General features: G+C 66.0%; 23 protein-coding genes. 16 read left to right on the forward strand and 7 right to left on the reverse strand.

Annotation, left to right across the window (positions count from 1 at the left end; all coding sequences use genetic code 11):
- Positions 1 to 274: 274 nt before the first annotated feature.
- Positions 275 to 859 (reverse strand): RBBP9/YdeN family alpha/beta hydrolase, encoded by a 585-nt coding sequence (locus A7W11_RS05605; RefSeq protein WP_066410138.1) that lies wholly within the window; start codon positions 857 to 859, stop codon positions 275 to 277.
- Positions 860 to 1,052: 193 nt separating this feature from the next.
- Between A7W11_RS05605 and A7W11_RS05610 the strand changes: the two genes are divergently transcribed.
- A complete protein-coding gene (locus A7W11_RS05610; RefSeq protein WP_066409820.1) occupies positions 1,053 to 2,192 on the forward strand; it encodes a branched-chain amino acid ABC transporter substrate-binding protein in 1,140 nt (379 codons plus the stop codon).
- Positions 2,193 to 2,310: 118 nt separating this feature from the next.
- On the opposite strand, the gene hpaI is transcribed toward A7W11_RS05610, so the two are convergent.
- Both hpaI and A7W11_RS05620 read right to left on the reverse strand, forming a co-directional pair.
- The gene (gene hpaI / locus A7W11_RS05615; RefSeq protein WP_066409823.1) at positions 2,311 to 3,114 is read right to left on the reverse strand and encodes a 4-hydroxy-2-oxoheptanedioate aldolase; all 804 of its coding nucleotides are present in this window, start codon (positions 3,112 to 3,114) and stop codon (positions 2,311 to 2,313) included.
- A 101-nt stretch (positions 3,115 to 3,215) separates the two neighbouring features.
- Entirely contained in the window at positions 3,216 to 4,022 is an 807-nt protein-coding gene (locus A7W11_RS05620) for an IclR family transcriptional regulator (protein ID WP_066409829.1), read from the reverse strand.
- Positions 4,023 to 4,182: 160 nt separating this feature from the next.
- Between A7W11_RS05620 and A7W11_RS05625 the strand changes: the two genes are divergently transcribed.
- The 5 genes from A7W11_RS05625 to A7W11_RS05645 all read left to right on the forward strand — a co-directional run bounded on the left by A7W11_RS05625 (position 4,183) and on the right by A7W11_RS05645 (position 10,400).
- A complete protein-coding gene (locus tag A7W11_RS05625) occupies positions 4,183 to 5,388 on the forward strand; it encodes an acyl-CoA dehydrogenase family protein (RefSeq protein WP_066409832.1) in 1,206 nt (401 codons plus the stop codon).
- Positions 5,385 to 6,893 (forward strand): class I adenylate-forming enzyme family protein, encoded by a 1,509-nt coding sequence (locus A7W11_RS05630; RefSeq protein WP_066409836.1) that lies wholly within the window; start codon positions 5,385 to 5,387, stop codon positions 6,891 to 6,893. The genes A7W11_RS05625 and A7W11_RS05630 overlap by 4 nt, the downstream gene beginning before the upstream one ends.
- Positions 6,894 to 6,972: 79 nt before the next feature.
- On the forward strand, positions 6,973 to 8,229 hold the full coding sequence (locus A7W11_RS05635) for an MFS transporter (protein WP_066409840.1): 1,257 nt from the start codon (positions 6,973 to 6,975) through the stop codon (positions 8,227 to 8,229).
- Positions 8,230 to 8,304: 75 nt separating this feature from the next.
- Positions 8,305 to 9,327 (forward strand): cyclase family protein, encoded by a 1,023-nt coding sequence (locus A7W11_RS05640; RefSeq protein WP_066409843.1) that lies wholly within the window; start codon positions 8,305 to 8,307, stop codon positions 9,325 to 9,327.
- A 146-nt stretch (positions 9,328 to 9,473) separates the two neighbouring features.
- Positions 9,474 to 10,400, forward strand: a complete 927-nt coding sequence (locus tag A7W11_RS05645; protein ID WP_235816816.1) for a Bug family tripartite tricarboxylate transporter substrate binding protein — start codon at positions 9,474 to 9,476, stop codon at positions 10,398 to 10,400.
- Between the two features lie 51 nt (positions 10,401 to 10,451).
- Here the strand turns inward: A7W11_RS05645 and A7W11_RS05650 are convergent, their stop codons facing one another.
- The 4 genes from A7W11_RS05650 to ugpB form a co-directional block, all read right to left on the reverse strand.
- Positions 10,452 to 11,543 carry a sn-glycerol-3-phosphate import ATP-binding protein UgpC gene (locus tag A7W11_RS05650; protein ID WP_066409852.1) on the reverse strand — a complete coding sequence of 364 codons (1,092 nt, stop codon included), beginning with the start codon at positions 11,541 to 11,543 and terminating at the stop codon, positions 10,452 to 10,454.
- An 8-nt stretch (positions 11,544 to 11,551) separates the two neighbouring features.
- On the reverse strand, positions 11,552 to 12,403 hold the full coding sequence (gene ugpE / locus A7W11_RS05655; RefSeq protein ID WP_066409854.1) for a sn-glycerol-3-phosphate ABC transporter permease UgpE: 852 nt from the start codon (positions 12,401 to 12,403) through the stop codon (positions 11,552 to 11,554).
- A gap of 22 nt (positions 12,404 to 12,425) precedes the next feature.
- The gene (gene ugpA / locus A7W11_RS05660) at positions 12,426 to 13,307 is read right to left on the reverse strand and encodes a sn-glycerol-3-phosphate ABC transporter permease UgpA (protein ID WP_066409857.1); all 882 of its coding nucleotides are present in this window, start codon (positions 13,305 to 13,307) and stop codon (positions 12,426 to 12,428) included.
- A 135-nt stretch (positions 13,308 to 13,442) separates the two neighbouring features.
- Positions 13,443 to 14,759 carry a sn-glycerol-3-phosphate ABC transporter substrate-binding protein UgpB gene (gene ugpB, locus A7W11_RS05665; protein ID WP_066409858.1) on the reverse strand — a complete coding sequence of 439 codons (1,317 nt, stop codon included), beginning with the start codon at positions 14,757 to 14,759 and terminating at the stop codon, positions 13,443 to 13,445.
- A gap of 186 nt (positions 14,760 to 14,945) precedes the next feature.
- On the opposite strand from ugpB, the gene proC reads away from it, so the two are divergent.
- The 10 genes from proC (at position 14,946) to A7W11_RS05710 (ending at position 23,710) form a co-directional block, all read left to right on the forward strand.
- Positions 14,946 to 15,779, forward strand: coding sequence for a pyrroline-5-carboxylate reductase (gene proC, locus A7W11_RS05670; protein ID WP_066409860.1), 834 nt, complete (start codon positions 14,946 to 14,948; stop codon positions 15,777 to 15,779).
- A gap of 29 nt (positions 15,780 to 15,808) precedes the next feature.
- On the forward strand, positions 15,809 to 16,378 hold the full coding sequence (locus tag A7W11_RS05675; protein ID WP_066409862.1) for a VUT family protein: 570 nt from the start codon (positions 15,809 to 15,811) through the stop codon (positions 16,376 to 16,378).
- Between the two features lie 208 nt (positions 16,379 to 16,586).
- Entirely contained in the window at positions 16,587 to 16,865 is a 279-nt protein-coding gene (locus tag A7W11_RS28685; RefSeq protein WP_082887110.1) for a hypothetical protein, read from the forward strand.
- Between the two features lie 3 nt (positions 16,866 to 16,868).
- Complete coding sequence (locus A7W11_RS05680; RefSeq protein ID WP_066409865.1) at positions 16,869 to 17,399, forward strand: helix-turn-helix transcriptional regulator; 531 nt, start codon at positions 16,869 to 16,871, stop codon at positions 17,397 to 17,399.
- A gap of 229 nt (positions 17,400 to 17,628) precedes the next feature.
- Complete coding sequence (locus A7W11_RS05685; RefSeq protein ID WP_066409867.1) at positions 17,629 to 18,744, forward strand: branched-chain amino acid ABC transporter substrate-binding protein; 1,116 nt, start codon at positions 17,629 to 17,631, stop codon at positions 18,742 to 18,744.
- Between the two features lie 210 nt (positions 18,745 to 18,954).
- A complete protein-coding gene (livH, locus tag A7W11_RS05690; RefSeq protein ID WP_066409870.1) occupies positions 18,955 to 19,881 on the forward strand; it encodes a high-affinity branched-chain amino acid ABC transporter permease LivH in 927 nt (308 codons plus the stop codon).
- The gene (locus A7W11_RS05695; protein WP_066409873.1) at positions 19,881 to 21,137 is read left to right on the forward strand and encodes a high-affinity branched-chain amino acid ABC transporter permease LivM; all 1,257 of its coding nucleotides are present in this window, start codon (positions 19,881 to 19,883) and stop codon (positions 21,135 to 21,137) included. The genes livH and A7W11_RS05695 overlap by 1 nt, the downstream gene beginning before the upstream one ends.
- Positions 21,134 to 21,901: a high-affinity branched-chain amino acid ABC transporter ATP-binding protein LivG gene (gene livG, locus A7W11_RS05700; protein ID WP_066409875.1), complete on the forward strand. Its 768-nt coding sequence runs from the start codon at positions 21,134 to 21,136 to the stop codon at positions 21,899 to 21,901. The genes A7W11_RS05695 and livG overlap by 4 nt, the downstream gene beginning before the upstream one ends.
- Positions 21,901 to 22,602, forward strand: coding sequence for an ABC transporter ATP-binding protein (locus tag A7W11_RS05705; protein WP_066410139.1), 702 nt, complete (start codon positions 21,901 to 21,903; stop codon positions 22,600 to 22,602). Before livG ends, A7W11_RS05705 begins: the two co-directional genes overlap by 1 nt.
- Positions 22,603 to 22,798: 196 nt before the next feature.
- Complete coding sequence (locus tag A7W11_RS05710; protein WP_066409883.1) at positions 22,799 to 23,710, forward strand: LysR family transcriptional regulator; 912 nt, start codon at positions 22,799 to 22,801, stop codon at positions 23,708 to 23,710.
- Positions 23,711 to 23,782 lie beyond the last annotated feature (72 nt).

The raw sequence follows: 23,782 nt of genomic DNA on the forward strand, positions 1-23,782 counted from the left end.
GTGAATAACTCTCACGGCAACCCGCGCGCCTTTGCGACGAAGCCGCGTCATTTGCTACTTGATGTACGTGACTGTCACGGATCGGAAATCTTTCGCAACAGTGCGCAAATCGTCTCCCCCGCGTTGGGGCAAACCTTGGGAGCAACAGGGCTCAAAAGTGCGAAAAAGGGGGCCGATCACGGGCTTTGGCGCGTGACAGGCTATTTTGCGCTGCCACATCGTAGAAATTTTTGCTTACAAAAAAGCGTATTTCCGCAACGCAGCAAAGCCGTCCTCACACCGGTACGGCGGGCACTTTGGGCAGGGGAGCCGCCATCCGCCACGTCGCTCGCCGGCGTAACGAAGTCAGCAACTTCAGGCCCGCCGGCCAGTCATTCAGGCCGCTGTCCGCATTCAGATGGCCGCCAGACGGCACCACCACCAGCCGGCTGCCCCAGTCGCGGGCAAATCCCTCGGCGCGCTGCAGTGCGCAATAAGGATCATCGTCGCCGACCACCACCACGCTCTGGAAGGAAAGGGACTGCCGAGGCATGGGCGCGAAGGCGCGCAGGCATTGCGGGAGTTCTGTGCGTTCGACGTCGGCGGGCGCCACCAGCAGCGCGCCGGCCACGCGCGAATGCAGGGGCACAGGCAGGCTGGCCACGGCCAGGCAGCCCAGGCTGTGCGCGATCAGCAGGGCTGGACAGGCGGCCGCATCGACGGCGGCGGCGACCGCGGCATGCCAGGTCGCGGGGTGCGGATCGCTCCAGCTTTGCTGGCGGACCCGCACGGCATGGGGCAGGCTCTGCTCCCACAGCGTCTGCCAATGTGCGGGGCCGGAGTCTTTCCACCCGGGAATGATGATGGGTTGCAGTCTCATGCGGGGGATCATGCCGTCTGCCGCAAACAACGCAAACGAATAAATGTTCAATTGCATATGCTGCGATGCATATAAGGCGCCACAGCGAGGCCCGCGGCCTGGGTGTATGCTTGCGCCGGTGCCCTACCTGGCACGGGAGAAGGCCGCCGGCTACTCGCTGCGCGCCGATCACAGACCATAAAAGGAGGTTCGCATGAGCAAACAACAATCGATTTTCAAGCTGGCGCCCGCATGCGCCGCCCTGGCGCTGGCCGCCGCGGGCCTGTCGCTGTCGGCTGGCGCGCAGGCGCAGAACATCAAGATCGGCGTCGTGGGCCCGACCACCGGCGCGCTGACCCAGTACGGCGACATGGTGCGTGAAGGCGTGGACACCGCCATCGAGCGCGTCAACGCCCAGGGCGGCATCAACGGCAAGAAGCTGGAGGCCGTGCTGATCGATGACGGTTGCGAACCCAAGCAGGGCCCGGTGGCCGCCAACCGGGTGGTCAACGACAAGATCGGCTTCGTGGTCGGTCACGTGTGTTCGGGCGCGACCATCGCGGCCACCGAGATCTACAACAACGAGGGCGTGGTCATGGTGACCCCCTCGGCCACGGCGCCCGCCGTCACCGACGGCAAGAAGTACGACTTCATCTTCCGCACGATCGGCCGCGACGACCAGCAAGGTCCGGCTGCCGCCAACTTCATCCTGCAGAAGATCAAACCCGCCAAGGTCGCCGTACTGCACGACAAGCAGTCGTACGGCCAGGGCATTGCCACGGCCGTGCGCGACACGCTGAGCAAGGGCGGCGTATCCGTCGCGGTGTTCGAGGGCATCAATGCCGGCGACAGCGATTATTCGGCCGTCATCACCAAGCTGAAGTCGGCGGGCGTCGATTTCGTCTATTACGGCGGCTACCACCCCGAGATGGGCCTGCTGCTGCGCCAGGCGTCGGAACAGGGCTTGAAGGCCAAGTTCATGGGCCCGGAAGGCGTGGGCAATCCCGACATCAACGCCATCGCCGGCGCCGCCGTCGAAGGCATGCTGGTGACGCTGCCGGCCGACTTCACCCAGAACGCGGCCAACGCCGACATCGTCAAGGCGTTCAAGGACAAGAAGCGCAATCCCGGCGGCGCATTCCAGCTGACGGCCTACTCGGCCACCCAGGTCATCGCGGACGCGATCAAGGGCTCGGGCAGCACGGATCCCACCAAGGTGGCCGATTACCTGCACAAGAACAGCTTCGACACGCCGATCGGCAAGGTCTCCTGGAACAAGCAGGGCGACCTGAACAACTTCGAGTTCGAAGTGTTCACCTGGCACAAGGACGGCAGCAAGTCGGCCTATAAATAATACGTAAGCCGCCTGGACGCCGCCCCGGTATGGTACGGGGTGGCCCGGTGCCGCTTCCATACAAGGACGGGCTCCCGGGCCCGTCTTTGCATTGGCGGCCGCGTTTCTGCGTTTCTGTCTAGTAGACGCCGCCCGGTTTGGGCACGGTGGCCGTCGTGCCCTTGAAGCGGGCGGCCAACTGGCGCGCGGCGCCGAACAGAAGCGACGTATCCACGCCAACCGCGACGAACAACGCGCCACCCTCCAGGTACTGGCGGGCTTGCTCGTTGTCGGAGGTCAGAATGCCGGGTGCCTTGCCGGCAGCCAGTATGGTTTTGATGCCGTCCAGGATGGCCCGCTGCACGTCGGGATGATTGGGATTGCCCAGGTGGCCCAGCGAGGCCGACAGGTCGGCCGGGCCGAAGAACACCCCATCGACGCCTTCCACGGCCGCGATGGCCTCGAGATTGCCCAGGCCGCGGGCGGACTCCACCTGCACCAGCAGGCACATTTCCTCGTCGGCGCGGTGCACGTAGTCGTCGATCTGGTTCCAGCGCGAGGAGCGCGCCAGGGCCGAGCCCACGCCGCGCACGCCGTTGGGCGGATAGCGCGTGGCCGCCACCATCAAGGCCGCCTGTTCGGCGGTTTCCACCATGGGGATGAGCACCGTCTGAGCGCCCACGTCCAGCACCTGCTTGATGAGCGCGACATCGCCCACCGGCGGGCGCACGACGGGGTGCGAGGGATACGGCGCCACGGCCTGCAGTTGCGCCAGGGTGCTGCGCAGATCGTTGGGCGCGTGCTCGCCATCGATCACCAGCCAATCGAACCCGGTGCCTGCCAGCAGTTCTGAGACATAGGCGTCGGCCAGGCCGACCCATAGACCGATCTGGGCGCGGCGTTCGCGCAGTGCCTGCTTGAAGGTATTGCGGGGGATTTCCATGGAAGAGCCTCGATGCATGGGGGGGAATGAAACGAAGAATAAGACGGCGCGAGCCATGCCGTCGATGCATGGCCATGGTGTGATGGCGTCCAAAAGGGGCTTTATTTCGACCCGAGTTCCTGCGTGACGCGGGCCGCTTCGTGGCGCAGATGCTCGGCGATCTGGCGCCGCCGGTCCGCGTCCATGCGGCCGTAGTGCGCCGCCACGCTCAGGGCGGCCACCGGTTGGCGCGCAAGGAAGATGGTGACGCCGATGCCATACATCCCTTTGAGCAGATGCCCGGGATTGAAGGCGTAGCCGCGCTGGCGGGCATCGCTGACGGCTTCGCGCAGCGCGCCGGCGGTGACGCTGGGATAGGGGGCCAGCCGCGTGGCGTTGCGCCGCAGGACATTCTCGACCTCCTCGTCGGACAGGGCCGCCAGCAAGGCCAGGCTGCCGGAGCCCACGCCCAGCGGGCGCCGTGTGCCCACGTTCTGGGTCAGCACCTTCACCGGAAACGTGCCTTCCTTGCGGTCGATGCAGACCGCGTCCAGGCCGCTGCGGATCGTCAGCATGACGGTGTCGCTGGTGAGCTGCGCCAGCCGCTCCAGCGAGGGCTGGGTCACCGCGCGGATGTCCAGCCGGTTGGCGGCGCGTTCGCCCAGCGACAGGAATTCCAGCCCCAGGTAGTAGACGCGGCTGCCCGCCGCCTGCTCGACGAAGCCTTCGCTGACCAGCGACTTCAGCAGCCGGTGCAGGGTGCCCTTGCTCAGGCCGCTCTGCGCCTGCAGGTCCGAGAAGCGCATGCCCGAGGAGGAGGCATTGAAAGACAGCATGCGCAGGATGTCCAGCGCGCGCTTGACGCTGTGGACCGTGTCGGCGTGCGGCGGGGCGTCCGCGGGCGCTTGCCGGGGGGCGGGAGGTGTCATGGGTCGCCGTGTCTCCGTCCGGTGGTTTTGCAGGGCGGGACCATCGTTCCGCCTGCCGGAACTTTTCGGCAGTTTATGCCTTTTATCAGGGGGCCGGGTCTAGAGTCCTCCAAAACCACCGCACCCCCAATGCCGGGCGCAGGGCGAAAAAGGAGACGAGATGGAACAGGCGCAGGCGCCGCATGGCTGGAGCCGCATGCTGTGGCGTGACAGGGTCGATGCGGGTTTTCTGGATGGACTGCGAGACACGGTGGCGCGCCATGTCCTGCCGGACGCCGATGCGATCGACCGCGAGGACCGTTACCCGGTCGAGGCCATCAAGGCGCTGGCCCGCGACGGCTACACGAGCCTGACACTGCCCGTGCAATGGGGGGGGCGGGGCGCGGGCTATGCCCGCTGCGCGGCGGTATTCGAGGAGGCGTCCTACGCCAGCGCGGCGGTGGGCATCAGCCTGATCACCATCTTGCAGGCGCAGAACCTGTTGAACGCGTTCGGCAGCGATTCGTTGAAAGCGGCCGTGTTGCCGGAGTTCGCGCAGGGGCTGATCACCTCTTATGCCTTGACCGAGGCCAATCATGGCAGCGACATCCGCAAGCTGGACACCAAGGCCACCCGCGCAGGCGACGGCTGGGTGCTGCGCGGCCGCAAGTCCTTCATCACCTCGGCGGCGGCCTCGGAGGCCTACATCATCCTGGCCGAAACCGGGCAGGGCGTGTCCACCTTCTTCGTGCGCCGCGACATGGCGGGCGTATCCACCCATCACGGCGCCAACGCCAGCACCTTCGGCCTGCGCAACGGGCCGCACCTGGACCTGATTCTGGATGACGTGCGCCTGCCCTCGGACCATCTGGTGGGCATCGAAGGCAAAGGGGTGCGGCAGGCGGTGACGGTGCTGGACTTCTCGCGCACGATGGCCGCGGCCATCAGCATCGGCATCGCACGGGCGGCGTTCGACCGCGCGCTGGATTTCGCGGCGCGCCGGGTGGCGTTCGACAGCACCGTGCTGCAGTTCCAGGGCATTCAGTGGTACTTCGCGGACATGCTGGCCGAGATCGACGCGGCGCGGTTGCTGGTCTACGACGCCTGCGGGGCGCTGGATGAACATCGCGACATCGCCCGCCATGCCAGCGAGGCCAAGCTGCTGGCCAGCCGGGTGGCCACGCGCACGGCCGAGACCGCGGTGCAGATCTGCGGGGCGTATGGCGTCACCGAGAACGCGCCGTTCGGCCGTTACCTGCGCGATGCCAAGGCATACGAGATCGCGGGCGGGTCGTCGGAAATTCTGAAGAACACGATAGGCAAGCAGTTGCTGAAGTTCGCCGGAGCACAGTTCCTGGCGTGCGGCGCCGGGGAGAAGCAGGCATGATGACCGACAGGCTGTACCAGTTCGCGCAGACGCGGCCGCAGGACGTGTTCCTGGTGTATGAGGAGGCCGAATATACCTATGCAGGCATGGCCGACCTGGTGTCGGCCGTGGCGCGCCGCCTGGACGGGCTGGGCATCCGCGCGGGGGATCGCGTGGCCTTGGTGTGCGGCAATCGGCCGGCTTTCCTGGCGGCATGGTTCGCCGTTACCGAGCTGGGCGCGGTGGCGGTGCCGCTGAACGTGGGCTTGAAGGGCGATGGCCTGCGCTACACGCTGACCCAGAGCGGCGCGGCCGCGCTGTTGATCGAGCCAGATCTGCTGGCCGAAAAACGCGGCGATATCGCCAGGCTGGAAAGCGCGCTGCGCATCCATGAGATCGACGCCGCGATGGAGGCGCCGCCCACCGACGTCACGCCACGCTGGCGCCTGGCGACGCGGCCCGATGCCCAGCAGGCCAACAGCATCCTGTACACCTCCGGCACCACCGGCTTGCCCAAGGGAGCCGTGCTGCCGCACGCCGCTTATGAGGCGGCGGGCCGGGATATGACCCGTTCGCTGGGCCTGACCGATCAGGATCGCATCATGGTGTTCCTGCCGTTGTTCCATGCCAATCCGCAGATGTACGCCGTGGCGTCGGTGCTGCATGCGGGCGCCACGTTGGTGCTGCGGCCGAAGTTCTCGGCGCGCGCCTTCTTCGATGACGCCGTGCGCTATCGGGCCACGGGCTTCACCTACGTGGGGACGGTGCTGGCCATCCTGGAGAAGCAGCATCCGGGGGCGCGCGCCGACCACGGTTTGCGCTGGGGCGTGGGCGGCGGTGCGCCGGAACGGGTGTGGCGCGAGCTGGAGCCGCGTTTCGGCATCGCGATCCGCGAGCTGTACGGGATGACCGAGACGGGCGGGTGGGTCAGCATGAATCTGCCCGCGGCGACTCGGCTGGGGTCGGTCGGCCAGGCCCGGCCCGGGGTGCATCTGCAGATCCGCGACGAAGCCGGCAATGCGGTGGCGGCGGGCGTGCACGGCGAGATCGTGGCGCGCGCGGCCGAGCCCGGCATGTTCTTCTCGGAGTACTGGCGCAATGCCGAGGCCACGGCGAGCACCTGGCGTGACGGGTGGCTGCATACCGGCGACCGCGGCGCGCTGGATGCCGATGGCTACCTGACGTTCCACGGCCGCATCAAGGAGCTGATCCGCCGGGGTGGGGAGATGATCGCGCCGGCCGAGATCGAGATGCAGTTGCTGCGCCATCCGGATATCCGCGAGTGCGCGGTGATCGGCGTGCCCGACGACATCCTGGGTGAAGAGATCCAGGCGGTCATCGTGGCCGACCGTGCCGTGCCCGCGGACGAGCTGCATGCGTTCGCCCAGGCGCGCCTGCCGGACCATATGGTGCCGCGCTATGTCTTGTATGTGGACCGGCTTCCCAAGACCGAAACCGAAAAGATCAAGCGCCACGAGCTCGCCGGGCTGATATTGCCGGCCGTCGATCTCAGGCCCGGACGCTGATCCCCGCCGGTTCGGGCGGACCGAGGGCGCAACCAGGGCCATTCCAGGCGAGCCGCGCCAGCGGCCGGAAGGAGACATCATGCGTGACACACACAGGGAGGCCGGCCACGGGCTGACCGATTTCTATACGGATCTGACGCCTGTCGAGCGGCGTACGTTCTGGGCCTGTTTCGGCGGCTGGGTGCTGGACGGTGTGGATTTCATGATCTACCCGCTGGTGATCGGCACCATCATCGCCCAGTGGCAGGTGGCGCCTTCCAGCGCGGGCTTTGCCGTCACCGCCACGTTGCTGGCCTCGGCGGTGGGCGGCTGGGCGGCGGGCATCCTGTCTGATCGCATCGGGCGCGTGCGCACGTTGCAGATCACCATCCTCTGGTTCTCGGTGTTCTGCCTGCTGTGCGCGGTGGCGCAGAACTTCACGCAACTGGTCATTTTCCGGACGCTGCTGGGCGTGGGCTTCGGCGGCGAGTGGACGGCGGGCGCGGTATTGATCGGCGAGACGATCCGGGCGCGCTATCGCGGCCGGGCCGTGGGGTCGGTGCAATCCGGCTGGGCCGTGGGCTGGGGCATCGCCGTGCTGCTGCAGATGGTGTTCTACACCCTGATGCCGCCCGAGCAGGCCTGGCGCTGGATGTTCGCCTTTGGCGCGATTCCAGCCTTGCTGGTGGCGATGCTGCGGCGCTATGTGCCTGAGCCGGTGATCGCCGCGCGCACGCAGGCCGAAGACACCGCGCGCGCGCCGTTCTGGGACATCTTCAAGGGACCGGTGCTGCGCATCACGATCCTGACGGCTTTGCTGGGCACCGGCGCGCAGGGCGGGTATTACGCCATCACCACCTGGGTGCCGCTGTACCTGAAGAACGAGCGCCACCTGTCCGTGCTGAACACTGGTGGCTATCTGGCGGTGCTGATCGCGGGGTCGTTCTGTGGCTACCTGGCGGGGGCATGGCTGTCGGACCGCATCGGGCGGCGCAACCTGTTCCTGCTGTTCTCGCTGGCGTCGCCGCTGCTGGTGGTGGCCTATCTGGTGTTGCCCATATCGAATCATCTGATGCTGGTGCTGGGTTTCCCGCTGGGATTCTGCGCCAGCGCCTACTACTCCGGGCTGGGGCCATTCTTCACCGAGATGTTTCCCACACGGGTGCGCGGTTCGGGACAGGGCTTCGCCTACAACTTCGGGCGCGGCATCGGCGCCCTGTTTCCCGCGCTGGTGGGCATGCTGGCAGGGTCGATGACTTTGGGCCGGGCCATTGCCGTGTTTGCCGTGGCGGCCTACGGATTGTTCTTCGTGATGGCGCTGATCATGCCGGAGACGCGCGGGCGCACCCTGGATTGACGGGGGGCGGCCGCTTGAGCAGCATCGGGCGGCGCCTGCCCGCCCGCCTGGAAAACCGACCACAAGGAGGGCCGCATGGCCAGACGCTGGAAGCAACGCCCAGAGGGATCGAACTGGGGGGAATTCGGAGACGACGATCAACTGGGACGCCTGAACCTGCTGACGCCGCAGAAGGTCCGCGAGGGCGCGGCCGAGATACGCGAAGGCCGGGTGTTCAGCCTGAGCCTGCCGCTGGACCTGCCCGGAGGCAACGTGCTGAACCCGGCGCGTCACCCGCCGCATCTGACGGCGACGCGCCGGCCGGATGGCAAGCAGGTCTATCTGCATACCTTCGCGCATGACCACAACACGACCGACGTGGCCTGCGACGACATGGTGACGTTGTGCCTGCAGTACTCGACGCAATGGGACGCGTTGTCGCACATCGGGTCGCGCTTCGATGCGGACCAGGACGGCGAGGCGGAAATCGTGTTCTACAACGGCCACCGGCCCGATCCCGACTTCAGCCATCCCGATGCCACGCCGGGCGGGGCCTCGAAGGCGCTCAGGCTGGGCATCGAACACATGGCGGCCAAGGGCGTGCAGGGGCGCGCGGTGCTGGTGGACCTGCGCCGCCACTATGGCGATGCGCGGCGGCGGGTGGGCTATGCGGACCTGATGCAGATCATCGAGCGCGATCGGGTCGAGGTGCGGCCGGGCGACATGCTGTGCCTGCACACGGGCTTTGCCGACCTGGTGTTGCAGATGGGGGGGCAGCCCGATGCGGCGCGTCTGGCGCAATCGTGCGCGGTGCTGGATGGCCGCGACGCCGAGCTGCGGGCCTGGGTGGACCGCAGCGGCATCGCGGCCTTGATCGCCGACAACTACGCGGTGGAAGACCGTCCCTACGATTTTCACGGCGATGGTTGCAGCGCCTTGCTGCCCTTGCACGAGTTGTGCCTGTTCAAGCTGGGCATCCATCTGGGCGAGTTGTGGCACCTGACCGACCTGGCGAACTGGCTGCATGCCAATGGCCGGCATGCGTTCATGCTGACCGCGCCGCCGCTGCGTCTGCCGGGCGCGGTGGGTTCGCCGCTGAACCCGATCGCGACGGTGTGAAACCGGCCGCGTCATTCCTGCCAAGGCAGTTGCTGTACGACGCGCGGGGACCCGGGAGTCCACCGCGACGACCTATAAAAACGGAGCGAGACATGAAGAACCGAAATCTGGCGGCCTTGTCGGCCGCGGTAGTTGCCTGCGCGGCGATGGCCGTCGCACCCGCCCATGCGCGCGATGCGTGGCCAGACAAACCCATCCGCCTGCTGGTGGGTTTCGCGCCAGGCGGGCCCACCGACAACGTGGCGCGCATCCTGGCCGAGCGCGCGGGGCATGAGCTGGGACAGACCATCGTGGTCGAGAACAAGGCGGGCGCGGCGGGCAACATTGCCGCGGCGCTGCTGACCCAGGCCGAGCCCGATGGCTACACATTGCTGTACAACACCTCGTCCATCGTGATCGCGCCCTGGGTGTACAAGGCGCCGGGGTTTGATCCGCTGAAGGACTTCGCGCCTGTCGGGCTGACGGCCGCGGTGCCGCTCGTTCTGGCGACCACGGCCTCGTTTCCCGCCGACTCGCCGCGTGCGCTGGTGGAGAAGTTGAAGGCCAATCCTGGCAAGTACAACTATGCGTCATCGGGCACGGGGGCCATCGAGCACCTGACCGCCGCGCAGATGCTGCGTATCGCTGGCGTGGAGGCCACGCACGTGCCGTACAAGGGCACCGCCCCGGCGCAGGTGGACCTGATCGCGGGGGCGACACAGTTCACCACCACGACGCTGAACACTGTCATCGGGCCGGTGCAGAAAGGTAGCCTGAAGGCGTTGGCGGTGACCAGCCGCGAACGCTCGCCGGTGCTGCCGGACGTGCCGACGCTGGCCGAAAGCCTGATTCCGGGTTTTGAAAGCCTGGCCTGGCAAGGCGTGGTGGCGCCGAAGGGCACCCCCGAACCCGTGGTGCGCAAGCTGAACGAGGCCTTCGCGAAGGCTCTGGCGTCGGAAGAGGTGAAGCAGAAGCTGCAGCAGCAGGGGACGCTGGCGCTGGGCGGCAGTCCGCAGCAATACACCCGCTACATCGAAGAAGAGTACGACCGTTGGGGTCAGGTCGTGAAGCAGGCAGGGGTGACGCAGCAGTAGAAGGCCGGCGCTGATTGGCAATGGCCCGCCCGGGTGGGCAGGCCATTTCGATCAGAGTCCCTCGACGCGGCGGCCGCGTTCGTCCGATTCGAACCAGTGCAGCGGATGGCGCCCGTCCGACCCGATCTGCACGCGTTCGCCCACCCGGGCCGGCGACTCGTTCAGTTGCCGCGTCGTGCAGCGCACCACCATCAGGGTGCTACCGCAGCGGCAATGCACCAGTTGTTCGGATCCCAGCGTCTCGACCATCTCGACCACGGTGTCGATGCCTTGCGTGTTCAGCAGCATGTGCTCGGGGCGGATGCCCATGATGACGCGGCGGCCCCGCACGGCCTGCGGCACTTCCAGCGGCGAGATGTCCAGCGGCGGGCCGTCGGCGGTCTGCACGGTGCCGTCGCCGGCCACCTGCACGGCCAGCAGGTTCATCGGGGGCGAGCCGATGAAGCTGGCCACGAATGTCGAGGCCGGCTTGTCGAACACTTCCATGGGCGTGCCGATCTGTTCGGGGATGCCCTGGTTCATCACCACCATGCGGTGGGCCAGCGTCATGGCCTCGACCTGGTCGTGGGTGACGTACAGGCTGGTGGTGCCCAGGCGGCGGTGCAGCTTCAGGATTTCCAGGCGCATCGCCACGCGCAACTTGGCGTCCAGGTTGGACAGGGGTTCGTCGAACAGGAACACCTTCGGTTCGCGCACGATGGCGCGGCCCATGGCCACGCGTTGGCGCTGGCCGCCCGACAACTGGCGGGGGCGGCGGTCCAGCAGCTTGCCCAGTTCCAGGATCTGCGCGGCGGCCTCGACACGCTTGCGGATCTCGTCGCGCGAGAACTTGCGCAGCTTCAGGCCGTAGGCCATGTTGTCGTACACGCTCATGTGCGGATACAGGGCGTAGTTCTGGAACACCATGGCGATGTCGCGTTCGGCCGGTTCCAGGTCGTTGACCACGTTGCCGTCGATGCGGATGTGGCCGTCGGTGACGGTCTCCAGGCCGGCGACCATGCGCATCAGCGTGGACTTGCCGCAGCCCGAGGGGCCGACGATGACGATGAACTCGCCGTCGGCGATTTCCATGTCGATGCCGTGGATCACCGCGACGTTGCCGGCGTAGGTTTTCTTGACGCGTTCGAAGCTTAGAGTAGCCATGTCTTAACTCATTTCTCTGTGTCGACCAGACCCTTGACGAACCACTTCTGCATGAGGATCACCACCAGCGCCGGCGGCAGCATCGCCAGGATCGCGGTGGCCATCGTGATGTTCCATTCGGTGACGCTGTCGCCGCCGCTGATCATGCGCTTGATGCCGATCACCACGGGGTACATGTCTTCCTGTGTGGTCACCAGCAGCGGCCAGAGGTATTGATTCCATCCATAGATGAACTGGATGACGAACAGCGCGGCGATGGTGGTGCGCGACAGCGGCAGCAGCACGTCCAGGAAGAACCGCAGCGGTCCGGCGCCATCGATGCGGGCCGCCTCGATCAGTTCGTCGGGGACCGTCAGGAAGAACTGGCGGAACAGGAAGGTAGCGGTGGCCGAGGCGATCAGCGGCAGCGTCAGGCCTGCGTAGCTGTTGAGCAGGCCGAGGTCGGCCACGACCTTGTACGTGGGCGCGATGCGGACTTCGACCGGCAGCATCAGCGTGACGAAGATCATCCAGAAGAAGAACATGCGGCCGGGAAAGCGGAAGTACACCACCGCGAAGGCGGACAGCAGCGAGATGGCGATCTTGCCGAGGGAGATGGCCAGCGCCATGACCAGGCTGACCGTCATCATGCGGCCGACCGGCACCCCGGCCGATCCGCCGCCCGAGCCGGCGAACAGGGCGCGCAGATAGTTGTCGACCAGGTGCGGGCCGGGGATCAGCGACATGGGCGCCGAGGCGACTTCCTGGGCGGTCTGGGTGGATGCCACGAAGGTGACGTAGATGGGAAAGGCGACCAGCGCGATCCCGCAAAGCAGGATCACGTGCGCCAGCGCGTCGAGCCAGGGGCGGCGTTCTACCATGATGATGCGGCCTCTTGCGGAATCAGTACTGGACCTTGCGGTCGATGTAGCGGAACTGCACCACCGTCAGGACGATGACGATGCCCATCAGCACCACGGACTGCGCGGCGGACGAGCCCAGGTCCAGTCCGCGGAAGCCGTCGCTGTACACCTTGTAGACCAGGATGGACGTGGACGTGCCCGGCCCGCCCTGGGTGGTGGTGTCGATGACGGCGAAAGTGTCGAAGAAGGCGTAGATCACGTTCACCACCAGCAGGAAGAAGGTGGTGGGCGACAGCAGCGGGAAGACGATGGTCCAGAAACGGCGCGACGGCGAGGCGCCATCGATGGCGGCGGCTTCGATCAGCGAGCGCGGGATGGACTGCAGGCCCGCCAGGAAGAACAGGAAGTTGTACGAGATCTGTTTCCAGACCGCGGCGATCAGCACCAGGATGAGGGCCTGGTCGCCGTCCAGGCGCGGGTTCCAGGGCACGCCCATGCCTTGCAGCGCCACGGCCAGGATGCCGACCGACGGCGAGAACAGGAACAGCCACAGTACGCCCACCACCGCCGGCGCCACGGCGTAGGGCCAGATCAGCAGCGTCTTGTACAGGCCCGCGCCCCGCACCACGCGGTCGGCCATCACGGCCAGCAGCAGCGCCAGCGCCAGGCCCACGAAGGCCACCAACACCGAGAACACGGCCGTGACGCGGAACGAATCGAGGTAGGTGTCCTGGGCGAAAAGGGCGGTGAAGTTGTCCAGCCCGACGAATTCGGAAGACAGGCCGAAGGCGTCTTCCAGACGCATCGACTGCCACATGGCCTGGCCGGCCGGCAGGAAGAAGAAGACGACCGTGATGACCAACTGCGGCGCCAGCAGCAGGTAGGGCAGGAACTTGTGGCCGAAGACGACGCGCTTTTCCATGGAGGGCCTATGGGTATGCCAGAAACGAGCGAGGCGACGGTTCGTGCGAACCGCCGCCATCGGAGTTAACGGCCGCGGCCGGCGCGGCTTGAATCGGAACGCGGCGGCGCCCCTGCGGGCCGGCGCCGCGCGGCATCAGTTGCCGGTGCTCTTCTGGAATTTCTCGAGCAGTTCGTCGCCGCGCTTGGTGATGTTGGCCAGGCCTTCCTTGGCCGACACCTTGCCCGACACGATGCGCTCGATCTCGGCATCCTCGATCTCGCGGATCTGCGGCAGGTAGCCCAGGCGCACGCCGCGCGACTGCGCGGTGGTCTCGACGTTGAGCTGCTTGACGCCCACGTCGGTGCCCGGGTTCTTGCCGTAGAAGCCTTCCTTCAGGGTGCGCTCGTAGGCGGCCTTGGTGACGGGCACGTAGCCGGTCTGCTGGTGCCAGCGGGCGGCGATCTCGGGGCTGGCCAGGAACTTGAAGAACTTGGTCACGCCCTTGTAGACCTCGGGCTTCTTGTTGGCGAACACCCACAACGATGCGCCGCCGATGATGGTGTTCTGCGGCGCGCCCTTGACGTCGCCGTAGTAGGGCAGGGTGGAGGTGCCGAACTCGAACTTGGCGTTCTTGGCGATGTTGGCGCGCAGGCCGCTGGAGCCGGTGATCATGGCGCACTTGCCGCTGATGAACAGCGAGTTGGGCTCGTCGCCGCGGCCGCCGTATTGGAAGATGCCTTCCTTGCCCATTTTGGCCAGGTTTTCCATGTGGCGCACGTGCAGGTCGGTGTTGACCGCCAGGCGCGCGTCCAGGCCGCCGAAGCCGTTGTCCTTGGTGGCGTAGGGCACGTTGTGCCAGGCCGAGAACGTCTCGAGTTGCGTCCAGGACGGCCACGAGGTGGTGTAGCCGCACTCCTGGCCAGCGGCCTTGAGCTTCTGGCCGGCGGCGGCCAGCTCTTCCCAGGTCTTGGGCGGCTTGTCGGCGTCCAGGCCGGCCTTCTTGAAGGCGTCCTTGTTGTAGTAGAACACCACGGTCGAGCTGTTGAAGGGCATCGACACCAGCTTGCCGTCCGGCGACGAGTAGTAGCCGGCCACGGCGCCGATGAAAGCCTTGGGATCGATCGGGTCGCCCGCTTCCTCGGACATCTGCTGCACCGGCTTGATGGCGCCCTTGGCGTACATCATGGTGGCGGTGCCGACTTCGAAGACCTGCAGGATGTCGGGCGCGTTGCCGGCGCGGAACGCGGCGATGCCGGCATTCATCGACTCGCCGTAGTTGCCCTTGTAGACGGCCTTGACCTGATACTCGGTGTTGTTCTTGTTGAATTCATCGACCAGGGCATTGACGCGGTCGCCAAGCGCGCCTTCCATGGAATGCCAGAACTGGATTTCGGTGGCGGCGTGGGCCGGGATGGCGGCCAGCGCGGACAAGACCGCGGCGGCGGCCAGCGCCATACGAGGGGTGCGCATGAGAGAGTTCCTCCGTTCGTGTGCTGCCGCATCGGCCGATGCGAAGCGCAACACCTTATGAATTGTTTGTGTCAACCGCGTGACTTTCACATCGTGGGACTGGCATGTCAATTGGACAAAGTGTTGCAGCGCGTTGCCCGCCCGGGGAAACGTCCGGGGAGAAGGGCGGGTTTACAATCCTGCGCCATGGACAACTCCCTCTCTATCGCCTTCATCGGCGGCGGCAACATGGCCGCCGCGCTGGCCTCGGGCCTGGCCGACCGCGCCTGCCCGGCGGGCAACCTGCACGTCGTGGACATCAATGCATCCGGGCATGACGCCTGGCGCGCGCGGGGCGCGACCGTCGCGGCCGCGCCCGACGATACGCTGGCCCGCTGCAAGGTCTGGATTTACGCGGTCAAGCCGCAGAACATGCGACAGGCGGTGGCGGACACGCGCCAATGGCTGAATGGCGACACGCTGGTGATCAGCGTGGCGGCCGGCCTGCGCGCCGATACGCTGGCCGGCTGGCTGGGCGAGCCGGGCCAGCCCTGGCAGCGCCTGGTGCGCTGCATGCCCAACACGCCGGCGCTGGTCGGCGCGGGCATCACCGGCCTGGCCGCGCTGCCGGGCGCCAGCCAGGCCGACCGCGATCTGGCCGCGACGCTGCTGCGATCGGTGGGCGAGGTGGTGTGGGTCGATGACGATGCCGGCCTGGATGCCGTGACGGCCCTGTCGGGCAGCGGCCCGGCGTATGTCTTTCTGTTCCTGGAGGCGCTGATGGCCGGCGGCAAGGCGGTCGGCCTGAACGAAGAACAGTCGCGCCAACTGGCGCTGGCCACCTTCGCCGGCGCCACCAGATTGGCCACCCAGTCCGACGAGCCGCCGTCGGTGCTGCGCGAGCGCGTCACCTCCAAGGGCGGCACCACGGCCGCCGCGCTGGGCGAGTTCGAGCAGGGCGGTTTCGCGCCGCTGGTCGAGCGGGCCATGCAGGCGGCCGCGCGCCGTTCGCGCGAATTGGCCGAGGAGTTCGGCAAGTGAATCGTGCAGTTCCGCGCCGCTACGCCCCGATGTCGCCCGGGCAGTTCGCCCTGGCGGTGCTGGCCATGGGCGTGGTGGTGGTGGGATCGAACGTCCTGGTGCAGGTGCCTCTGAACGACTGGCTGACCTGGGGCGGGCTGTCGTATCCGATGGCCTTCCTGGTTACCGACCTGCTGAACCGCCGCTTCGGCCCGCGGGCGGCGCGCCGCGTGGCGTGGTGCGGTTTCGCGCTGGCGCTGGCCGTGTCGATGTGGGTGGCCTCGCCGCGCATCGCGCTGGCCTCGGGCCTGGCGTACCTGTGCGCCCAACTGATCGACATCAAAGTGTTCGACCGCCTGCGCGACCAGCGCTGGTGGCGCGCGCCGTTGCTGGCGGGCACGGCTGGCGCCGTGTTCGACACGGCCGTGTTCTTCAGCGTGGCCTTCGCCGGCTCCGGCCTGCCGTGGCTGACCTGGCTGCTGGGCGACCTGGCCATCAAGCTGGCCGTCAATCTGGCGATGCTGGCGCCGTTCCGGGCGCTGATGTGGAATTTGGCGCGGCCTGCAGAGGCACGGCCTGTAGAGGCGCGGCCTGCAGAGGCACGGCCTGTAGAGAGATAAGGCCGTCAAAGACGCCGTTCGTCGGGCCAATCGGACAGGCGAGGTGGCACAGCCTGCTTAGTGGCAAGCGTTCTGGATTCGCTTCGTCCGATATTGATCCTTGCTTCGGCTTCACCCGGTAAGCGGCGCTAACTTCCACTCTTGTGATCACTTGAGAGGGTTGTCGATTGACAACCTTTTTTTGTGCGCGTAGGCTGGAGGCAATCGCATGGGCCGTGGTGTTCATCCAAACAAAGAATTTGAAGCGGCCCTTCGCCATGCGGAAGCACGCGGCTGGCGTGTGGAGGCAGGCGGCTCCCATGCATGGGGCAGAATGTATTGCCCTTACGACGATGAACAATGCCGATGCGGAGAGTTCCGTATCGCAAGTGTGTGGAGTACACCGCGTAATCCCCGGAATCATGCTCGTCAACTCAGGCGGGTTGTCGATAACTGCACCACACGCAGGAATGATCTAGTCGCTTCGGGACATGATGCCCGGGAGTAGCCGATGGAATACACATTCACGCTCAAATATCAGTTATCGGAGCGGGATTCCGATCACAATGACCTTGTCGAACGGCTGGGTGCCATGGGATGTGACGATGCGCTCGTGGGCGTCGGCCTGCCGGGCCGCATCGCTTTGGAGTTTGTTCGTGAGGCGCCAAGCGCCGAAGCCGCGCTGCTGAGTGCTCTGACCGATATCAAGCGAGCGATCCCGACGGCGAAGCTGATCGAGGCGGCTCCTGATCTTGTCGGGCTTAGCGATGTGGCCGATGCCGTGGGCGTTACGCGGCAGAACATGCGCAAGTTGATGATCAATCACGCAACGAGTTTCCCGACGCCAGTTCATGAAGGCAGTGCGTCAGTATGGCATTTGGCCGAGGTCATCACCTGGCTGCAGGCCCGAGGAAAGTACGAAATCGACGCCTTATTACTCGAGGTTGCGCTGACCACGATGCAGGTGAACGTCGTCAAGGAAATCCAGATTCGGCCACTGAAAGATAGGGTCCGCAAAGCGCTGCAAACGATTTTGGCCTGATTGAAGTCAAAACAGGTCGCTCTCGGGCCATTCATGCCTGTCCCCGTTTGTTCATCCCGATGAAATATTGGGGATTCCACGCAGTGACACGCACTGGGGCAGCGAACAGAATACCGGCCACGTTACCGCTATACAAAATAAGCGGGAAATGCCGTATCCCGGAGCCGGAAAATCCTTCCGTTCCGGATCGGGCAGAGCCGTCCAACCCCTCCCTGCTGGAGAAGTCTGCATGAAAATCGCGCAACGCTTTACCCCCCTGGCCGTTGCACTGGGCGCCCTGATGCTCGCCGGAAGCGTCCACGCCGCCGACACCATCAAGATCGGCATTCCGCAACCCATGACCGGCCCGAACACCCAGTATGGCGATCAGATCCAGGCCGGCGCGCTGACCGCGATCGAGACCATCAACGCCAAGGGCGGCGTCAAGGGCAAGCAGCTCGAACCCATCCTGATCGACGATGGCTGCGAACCGAAGCAGGCCGTGCCGGCCGCCAACCGTGTGGTCAACTCCGGCGCCAAGTTCGCCGTGGCGCACGCCTGCTCGGGCGTCACCGTGCCCGCCGTCAACGTGTACGAACAGGAAGGCATCGTCGCCATCACCCCGGGCGCGACCTCGCCGCTGGTCACCGACACGACCAAGCCGCACTTCTTCTTCCGCACCATCGGCCGCGACGACCAGCAAGGCCCGTTCGCCGCCAACTACATCGCCAAGACCATCAAGCCCAAGAAGGTCGCCGTGCTGCACGACAAGCAGACCTACGGTTCGGGCGTGGCCACCCAGGTGAAGAACACGCTGGAGAAGGACAAGGTCAACGTTGCGATCTTCGAAGGCATCAACGTCGGCGACAGCGACTACTCGGCCGTCATCACCAAGCTGAAGTCGGCGGGCGTCGATTTCGTGTATTTCGGCGGCTACCACCCCGAGCTGGGCCTGCTGCTGCGCCAGTCGCGCGAACAGGGCCTGAACGTGCAGTTCATGGGTCCGGAAGGCACCGCCAACCAGGATCTGGTGGCCATCGCCGGTCCGGCCATCGAGGGCCTGCTGGTCACGCTGCCGGCCGACTTCACCAAGCTGCCGGGCAACGAAAGCGTGGTCAAGGCCTTCGAAGCCAAGAAGCGCAATCCCGATGGCGCCTTCCAGATGCCCGCCTACGCGGCCGTGCAACTGATCGCCGACGGCATCAACGCCGTAGGTGAGGATCCCGCCAAGGTGGCCGACTATCTGCACAAGAACTCGTTCAATACGGCCATCGGCAAGGTCGAGTACGACGCCAAGGGCGACCTGAAGGATTTCGAGTTCGCCGTCTACAAGTGGGACAAGGCCGGCAAGAAGACCCAGCTGTAAGGCGTCCGCTGTACTATGCGTCGTTTTTCTGCGCAGGCCCCGGGCTATCCGCCTGGGGCTTGATGTAGTCGAGGTCATCCGGCTCCGGGTCGCACTACCGGGGCCGGAACCATTTTTTGCCGCCACGCCGCACCCAGGCGCAAAGCCCCCCCGTACGGGGTCAGTGCGCCAGATGGGGCGGCGTGGCAGCATCTGGAGCGATTCCTCCCCATGTCAGATCTGATCCCACAACTTACCCAGCAGTTCTTCAACGGACTGTCCCTGGGTGCGATCTACGCGCTGATCGCCATTGGCTACACAATGGTCTACGGCATCATCGGTATGATCAACTTCGCGCACGGCGAGATCTATATGATCGGCGCCTACGTCGGCCTGGTCACCCTGACCGCCTTCGGCACCGATAGCGGCTTGCCGGTGTACTTCATCATCGCGGCCATGCTGCTGGTGGCCATGGTGGTCACGGGCGTGTATGGCTACAGCGTCGAACGCGTGGCGTACCGTCCGGTGCGCGGCAGCCCCCGCCTGGTGGCGCTGATCTCCGCCATCGGCATGTCGATCTTCCTGCAGAACTGGATGGCCCTGGGCCAGGGCGCGCGCGACATGGCCGTGCCGGCGCTGCTGTCCGGCGGGGTGTCCGTGCCCATGGGTGACGGCTTCGACGTGACGCTGCCGTACTCGCGCATCGTCATCATCGTGGTCACCGTGGTGCTGATGGTGGCGCTGACCATGTACATCAAGCATTCGCGCATGGGCCGCGCCTCGCGCGCCTGCTCGCAGGACATGCACATGGCGGGCCTCCTGGGCATCGACACCAACAAGGTCATTTCCTTTACCTTCATCCTGGGCGCCATGCTGGCGGCGGTGGGCGGCGTGCTGATCGCCGTCACCATCGGCAAGCTGAACCCGTTCATCGGCTTCATCGCCGGCATCAAGGCGTTCACCGCCGCGGTGCTGGGCGGTATCGGCAGCATTCCCGGCGCCATGCTGGGCGGCGTGCTGCTGGGCCTGGCCGAGACCTTTGCCGCTGCCTACATCTCGTCGCAGTACAAGGACATCGTGGCCTTCGGTCTGCTGGTGCTGATCCTGCTGTTCCGTCCGACGGGGCTGCTGGGCAAACCCGAAGTGGAGAAAGTCTGATGGCCGCTCAGGAAAGCGCTCTGAAAAACGCGACGATCGCGGCGGTGCTGACCGCCGTCATCGTCATGCCCGTGTTCGGCCTGCAACTGATTCGCCAGGGGGTGCGCACGACGATGGAGCCCCGTTGGGACCTGGTCGCCATCGCCTGCGGCGTGGTGTTCCTGTTCCAGTTGCTGCGTCCGTGGATTTCCAGGCCATTCAAGTCGCTGAAGTTCAACCTGCCCACGCTGCCGGCCACGCCCACCAAGGGCCACCGCTGGGTCGGCGTGCTGCTGATCGCCGCCGCCATCGCCTGGCCGTTCTTCGCCGGGCGCAGCTCGGTGGACATCGCTACGCTGGTGCTCATCTACGTGATGCTGGGCCTGGGCCTGAACATCGTGGTGGGCTTCGCGGGCCTGCTCGACCTGGGGTTCGTCGGCTTCTACGCCGTGGGCGCGTACACGTACGGCCTGCTGTACCACTGGGGCGGCTGGAGCTTCTGGGAGGCGCTGCCGTTCGCGGGCGCGATGGCCGCCTTGTTCGGCTTCATCCTGGGATTCCCGGTGCTGCGGCTGCGCGGCGACTACCTGGCCATCGTCACGCTGGGCTTCGGTGAGATCATCCGCCTGCTGCTCATCAACCTGAACACCCTGACGGGCGGTCCGGACGGCATTTCCGGCATTCCCAAGCCCTCGGTGCTGGGCATGGAGATGGCGCGCCGTTCCAGCGAAGAGGGCTCGCGTACGTTCCACGAGATCATGGGCTGGGGCTTCCAGAACCAGCATATGGTGGTGTACCTGTACCTGATGGCGCTGTTGCTGGCGCTGGTGACGCTGGCCGTGTCCACGCGCCTGATCCGCATGCCGGTCGGGCGCGCCTGGGAGGCGCTGCGCGAGGACGAGATCGCCTGCCGCTCGCTGGGCCTGAATCCCACGCGCATCAAGCTGTCGGCGTTCACGCTGGGCGCGATGTTCGCGGGTTTCGGCGGCGCGTTCTTCGCGGCGCGCCAGGGCATGGTCAACCCCGAGTCGTTCACCTTCATCGAATCCGCGCTGATCCTGGCCATCGTGGTGCTGGGCGGCATGGGGTCGCAGGTGGGCGTGATCCTGGCGGCCATCCTGCTGACGGTGCTGCCCGAGCTGGCGCGCGAGTTCGCCGAATACCGCATGCTGGTGTTCGGCCTGGTGATGGTGTTGATGATGATGTGGCGTCCGCAAGGCCTCTTGCCCATGAAGCGACCGCACGTGGAACTGGGTAATGCGGAGGTCGGTAAATGAGCGAAGCGCTGCTGAAAGTATCCGGCCTGACCATGCGTTTCGGCGGCCTCTTGGCCGTCGACAGCGTGGGCTTCGAGGTCCAACGCGACGAAGTGTTCGCCATCATCGGCCCCAACGGCGCGGGCAAGACCACGGTGTTCAACTGCGTGGGCGGCTTCTACAAGCCGACCGCGGGCGACATCGTGATGGACGGCAAGTCCATTGCCGGCCAGCCCAGCCACAAGGTGGCGCGCCACGGCCTGGTGCGCACCTTCCAGAACGTGCGGCTGTTCAAGCAACTGACCGTGCTGGAGAACCTGCTGGTGGCGCAGCACACCCAGGTCGAGGCGCGCCTGCTGCCCGGCCTGCTGAAGCTGAAGTCCTACCGCCAGTCCGAGGAAGACGCCAAGGCGCGTGCCGCGCAATGGCTGGATTTCATGGGCCTGCGCCAGTACGCCAACCGCGAGGCGGGCAACCTGGCCTATGGCCATCAACGCCGCCTGGAGATCGCGCGCTGCATGATCACCAAGCCGCGCCTGCTGATGCTGGACGAGCCGGCCGCCGGCCTGAACCCGCAGGAAAAGCGCGACCTGCAGTCGCTGATCGACCAGTTGCGCCGCGAGTTCGGCGTGGCCGTGCTGCTGATCGAGCACGACATGAGCCTGATCATGGGCATTTCCGATCGTATCCTGGTGATGGAGCACGGCAAGCCCATCACGACCGGCACCCCCGAGCAGGTACGCAACGACGAGCGGGTCATCAAGGCGTACCTGGGGGAAGAATGATGCTGAAACTGGAGAACATCCATACCTACTACGGCGCCATCCAGGCGCTGAACGGCGTGTCCGTCGAGGTCAACCAGGGCGAGATCGTCACCCTGATCGGCGCCAACGGCGCCGGCAAGACCACGCTGCTGATGACGGTGTGCGGCAATCCCCGCGCCAAGGAAGGCCGCATCTCGTTCGAGGGCAAGGATATTACGAATGCCGAGACGCACGAGATCATGCGCAGCGGCATCGCCATCTCGCCCGAAGGACGCCGGGTCTTCAAGGACCTGACGGTGGCCGAGAACCTGATGATGGGCGGCTTCTTCTCGAACCGCCAGGAGATCGAGTCGGGCATCGAGCACGTCTACACGCTGTTCCCGCGCCTGAAAGAGCGCGCGGCGCAGCGGGCGGGCACGATGTCGGGCGGCGAGCAGCAGATGCTGGCCATCGGCCGCGCGCTGATGAGCCGTCCTCGCCTGCTGCTGCTCGATGAACCCACGCTGGGCCTGGCTCCGCTGATCATTGCGCAGATCTTCGACATCATCCGTACCATCCGCGACCAGGGCGTCACCGTGTTCCTGGTCGAGCAGAACGCCAACAAGGCGCTGCAGGTGGCCGATCGGGGTTACGTGCTGGAGAACGGCCGGGTCGTGCTGCAGGATACGGGCGCGAACCTGCTGGTCAATGCCGAGGTGCGCCGCGCCTACCTGGGCGCCTGATCGCCTTGGCGCGGCCTCCGGGCCGCAAAGGAATCCGTTGAACGGGCTCCCAGGCGATTGGATCGTCGGGAGCCGTTCACCCGGATTCTTTTTTTTCATCAGGGCTTCGATAGGGAGCCGGGCGAACCGCCGCAAGGTGCCAGGTATGGCAGCATTGCGGGTTACGGCGCGCCTTGGCGACTTCGGATCCTCCTCAATGTTCATACGCCAGCTCAAATACCTCATTGCCCTGGACACGCACCGCCATTTCGGCCGGGCCGCGGAAAGCTGCCACGTCTCGCAGCCCGCGCTGTCCAGCGGCATCCGCGAGTTGGAGCGGGAACTGGGCATCACCATCATCAAGCGCAATCGCAGCTTCGAGGGCATCACGCCCGAAGGCGAACGCGTGATCCGCTGGGTGCGCCAGACCTTGGCTTCGCTGGAAGGGCTGCGGCAGGAAGCCGACCTGATCCGCAGTTTGCCGCAGGGGCACCTGGCCATCGGCGCGATTCCCACGGCGGGGCACGCCGCGGCGCTGCTGGCCGCGCAATACCGGGAGATGCTGCCGCAACTCACGCTGGAGGTGGCCGCGTTGAGCACGCCCGAGATCCTCAAGCGGCTGAAATCCCAGGACATCCTGCTGGGCATGCTGTACGAGCGCTCGGTGGCCGGCGACGAATACGACCGGCTGCCGCTGTTTTCTGAGCGCTATGTGCTGGTGTCCAGTGGTCAGGCCTCGCTTCCCCATCAACTGGGCTGGGCGGAAGTGGCCGAACTGCCGCTGTGCCTGCTCAGCCGCGACATGCAGAATCGGCAGACGCTGCAGGCGCTGTTCGAGGCGGTCGATGCCTCGCCTCGCGTCGTGCTGGAAACCAACGACATGCGCCTGCTGCTGGCCGAGTGCCAGAGCGGACGGGCGTTCGCGGTCGTGCCGCTCAGCGCCTTGCCGACCCGGCACGATGGCGCGGGGTTGCGCACGCATCCCATCGTGCCGGAACACGCCGAGAACGTCTGTCTGGTGCGCTTGCGGCGCGAACCGCAGCCGGCGTTGTCGCAGGTCACCTGGCAGATCGCCGGCGACCTCGACCTGGAGGCGGCGCTCAACGAGTCCCTGCCCGGGGCATCGTGATAAGCGTGGTTTATCACGTGGTGCAAACAAACGATTGGGTAACTTCGGCCAAACCGGGGCACACTCGCGCAC

Source organism: Bordetella ansorpii, assembly GCF_900078315.1.
GTDB lineage: Bacteria > Pseudomonadota > Gammaproteobacteria > Burkholderiales > Burkholderiaceae_B > Bordetella > Bordetella ansorpii.

Bases quoted from the DNA above. Each gene is read 5' to 3' on its own strand.
- ugpA (WP_066409857.1), bottom strand. From the start codon at position 13,307: ATGGAAAAGCGCGTCGTCTTCGGCCACAAGTTCCTGCCCTACCTGCTG.
- A7W11_RS05695 (WP_066409873.1), top strand. From the start codon at position 19,881: ATGGCCGCTCAGGAAAGCGCTCTGAAAAACGCGACGATCGCGGCGGTG.
- A7W11_RS05625 (WP_066409832.1), top strand. From the start codon at position 4,183: ATGGAACAGGCGCAGGCGCCGCATGGCTGGAGCCGCATGCTGTGGCGT.
- livG (WP_066409875.1), top strand. From the start codon at position 21,134: ATGAGCGAAGCGCTGCTGAAAGTATCCGGCCTGACCATGCGTTTCGGC.
- A7W11_RS05605 (WP_066410138.1), bottom strand. From the start codon at position 859: ATGAGACTGCAACCCATCATCATTCCCGGGTGGAAAGACTCCGGCCCC.
- livH (WP_066409870.1), top strand. From the start codon at position 18,955: ATGTCAGATCTGATCCCACAACTTACCCAGCAGTTCTTCAACGGACTG.
- A7W11_RS28685 (WP_082887110.1), top strand. From the start codon at position 16,587: ATGGGCCGTGGTGTTCATCCAAACAAAGAATTTGAAGCGGCCCTTCGC.
- A7W11_RS05710 (WP_066409883.1), top strand. From the start codon at position 22,799: ATGTTCATACGCCAGCTCAAATACCTCATTGCCCTGGACACGCACCGC.
- A7W11_RS05620 (WP_066409829.1), bottom strand. From the start codon at position 4,022: ATGACACCTCCCGCCCCCCGGCAAGCGCCCGCGGACGCCCCGCCGCAC.
- A7W11_RS05675 (WP_066409862.1), top strand. From the start codon at position 15,809: ATGTCGCCCGGGCAGTTCGCCCTGGCGGTGCTGGCCATGGGCGTGGTG.
- A7W11_RS05705 (WP_066410139.1), top strand. From the start codon at position 21,901: ATGCTGAAACTGGAGAACATCCATACCTACTACGGCGCCATCCAGGCG.
- A7W11_RS05635 (WP_066409840.1), top strand. From the start codon at position 6,973: ATGCGTGACACACACAGGGAGGCCGGCCACGGGCTGACCGATTTCTAT.
- ugpE (WP_066409854.1), bottom strand. From the start codon at position 12,403: ATGGTAGAACGCCGCCCCTGGCTCGACGCGCTGGCGCACGTGATCCTG.
- A7W11_RS05640 (WP_066409843.1), top strand. From the start codon at position 8,305: ATGGCCAGACGCTGGAAGCAACGCCCAGAGGGATCGAACTGGGGGGAA.
- ugpB (WP_066409858.1), bottom strand. From the start codon at position 14,759: ATGCGCACCCCTCGTATGGCGCTGGCCGCCGCCGCGGTCTTGTCCGCG.
- A7W11_RS05645 (WP_235816816.1), top strand. From the start codon at position 9,474: ATGGCCGTCGCACCCGCCCATGCGCGCGATGCGTGGCCAGACAAACCC.
- A7W11_RS05630 (WP_066409836.1), top strand. From the start codon at position 5,385: ATGATGACCGACAGGCTGTACCAGTTCGCGCAGACGCGGCCGCAGGAC.
- proC (WP_066409860.1), top strand. From the start codon at position 14,946: ATGGACAACTCCCTCTCTATCGCCTTCATCGGCGGCGGCAACATGGCC.
- A7W11_RS05650 (WP_066409852.1), bottom strand. From the start codon at position 11,543: ATGGCTACTCTAAGCTTCGAACGCGTCAAGAAAACCTACGCCGGCAAC.
- A7W11_RS05680 (WP_066409865.1), top strand. From the start codon at position 16,869: ATGGAATACACATTCACGCTCAAATATCAGTTATCGGAGCGGGATTCC.
- hpaI (WP_066409823.1), bottom strand. From the start codon at position 3,114: ATGGAAATCCCCCGCAATACCTTCAAGCAGGCACTGCGCGAACGCCGC.
- A7W11_RS05610 (WP_066409820.1), top strand. From the start codon at position 1,053: ATGAGCAAACAACAATCGATTTTCAAGCTGGCGCCCGCATGCGCCGCC.
- A7W11_RS05685 (WP_066409867.1), top strand. From the start codon at position 17,629: ATGAAAATCGCGCAACGCTTTACCCCCCTGGCCGTTGCACTGGGCGCC.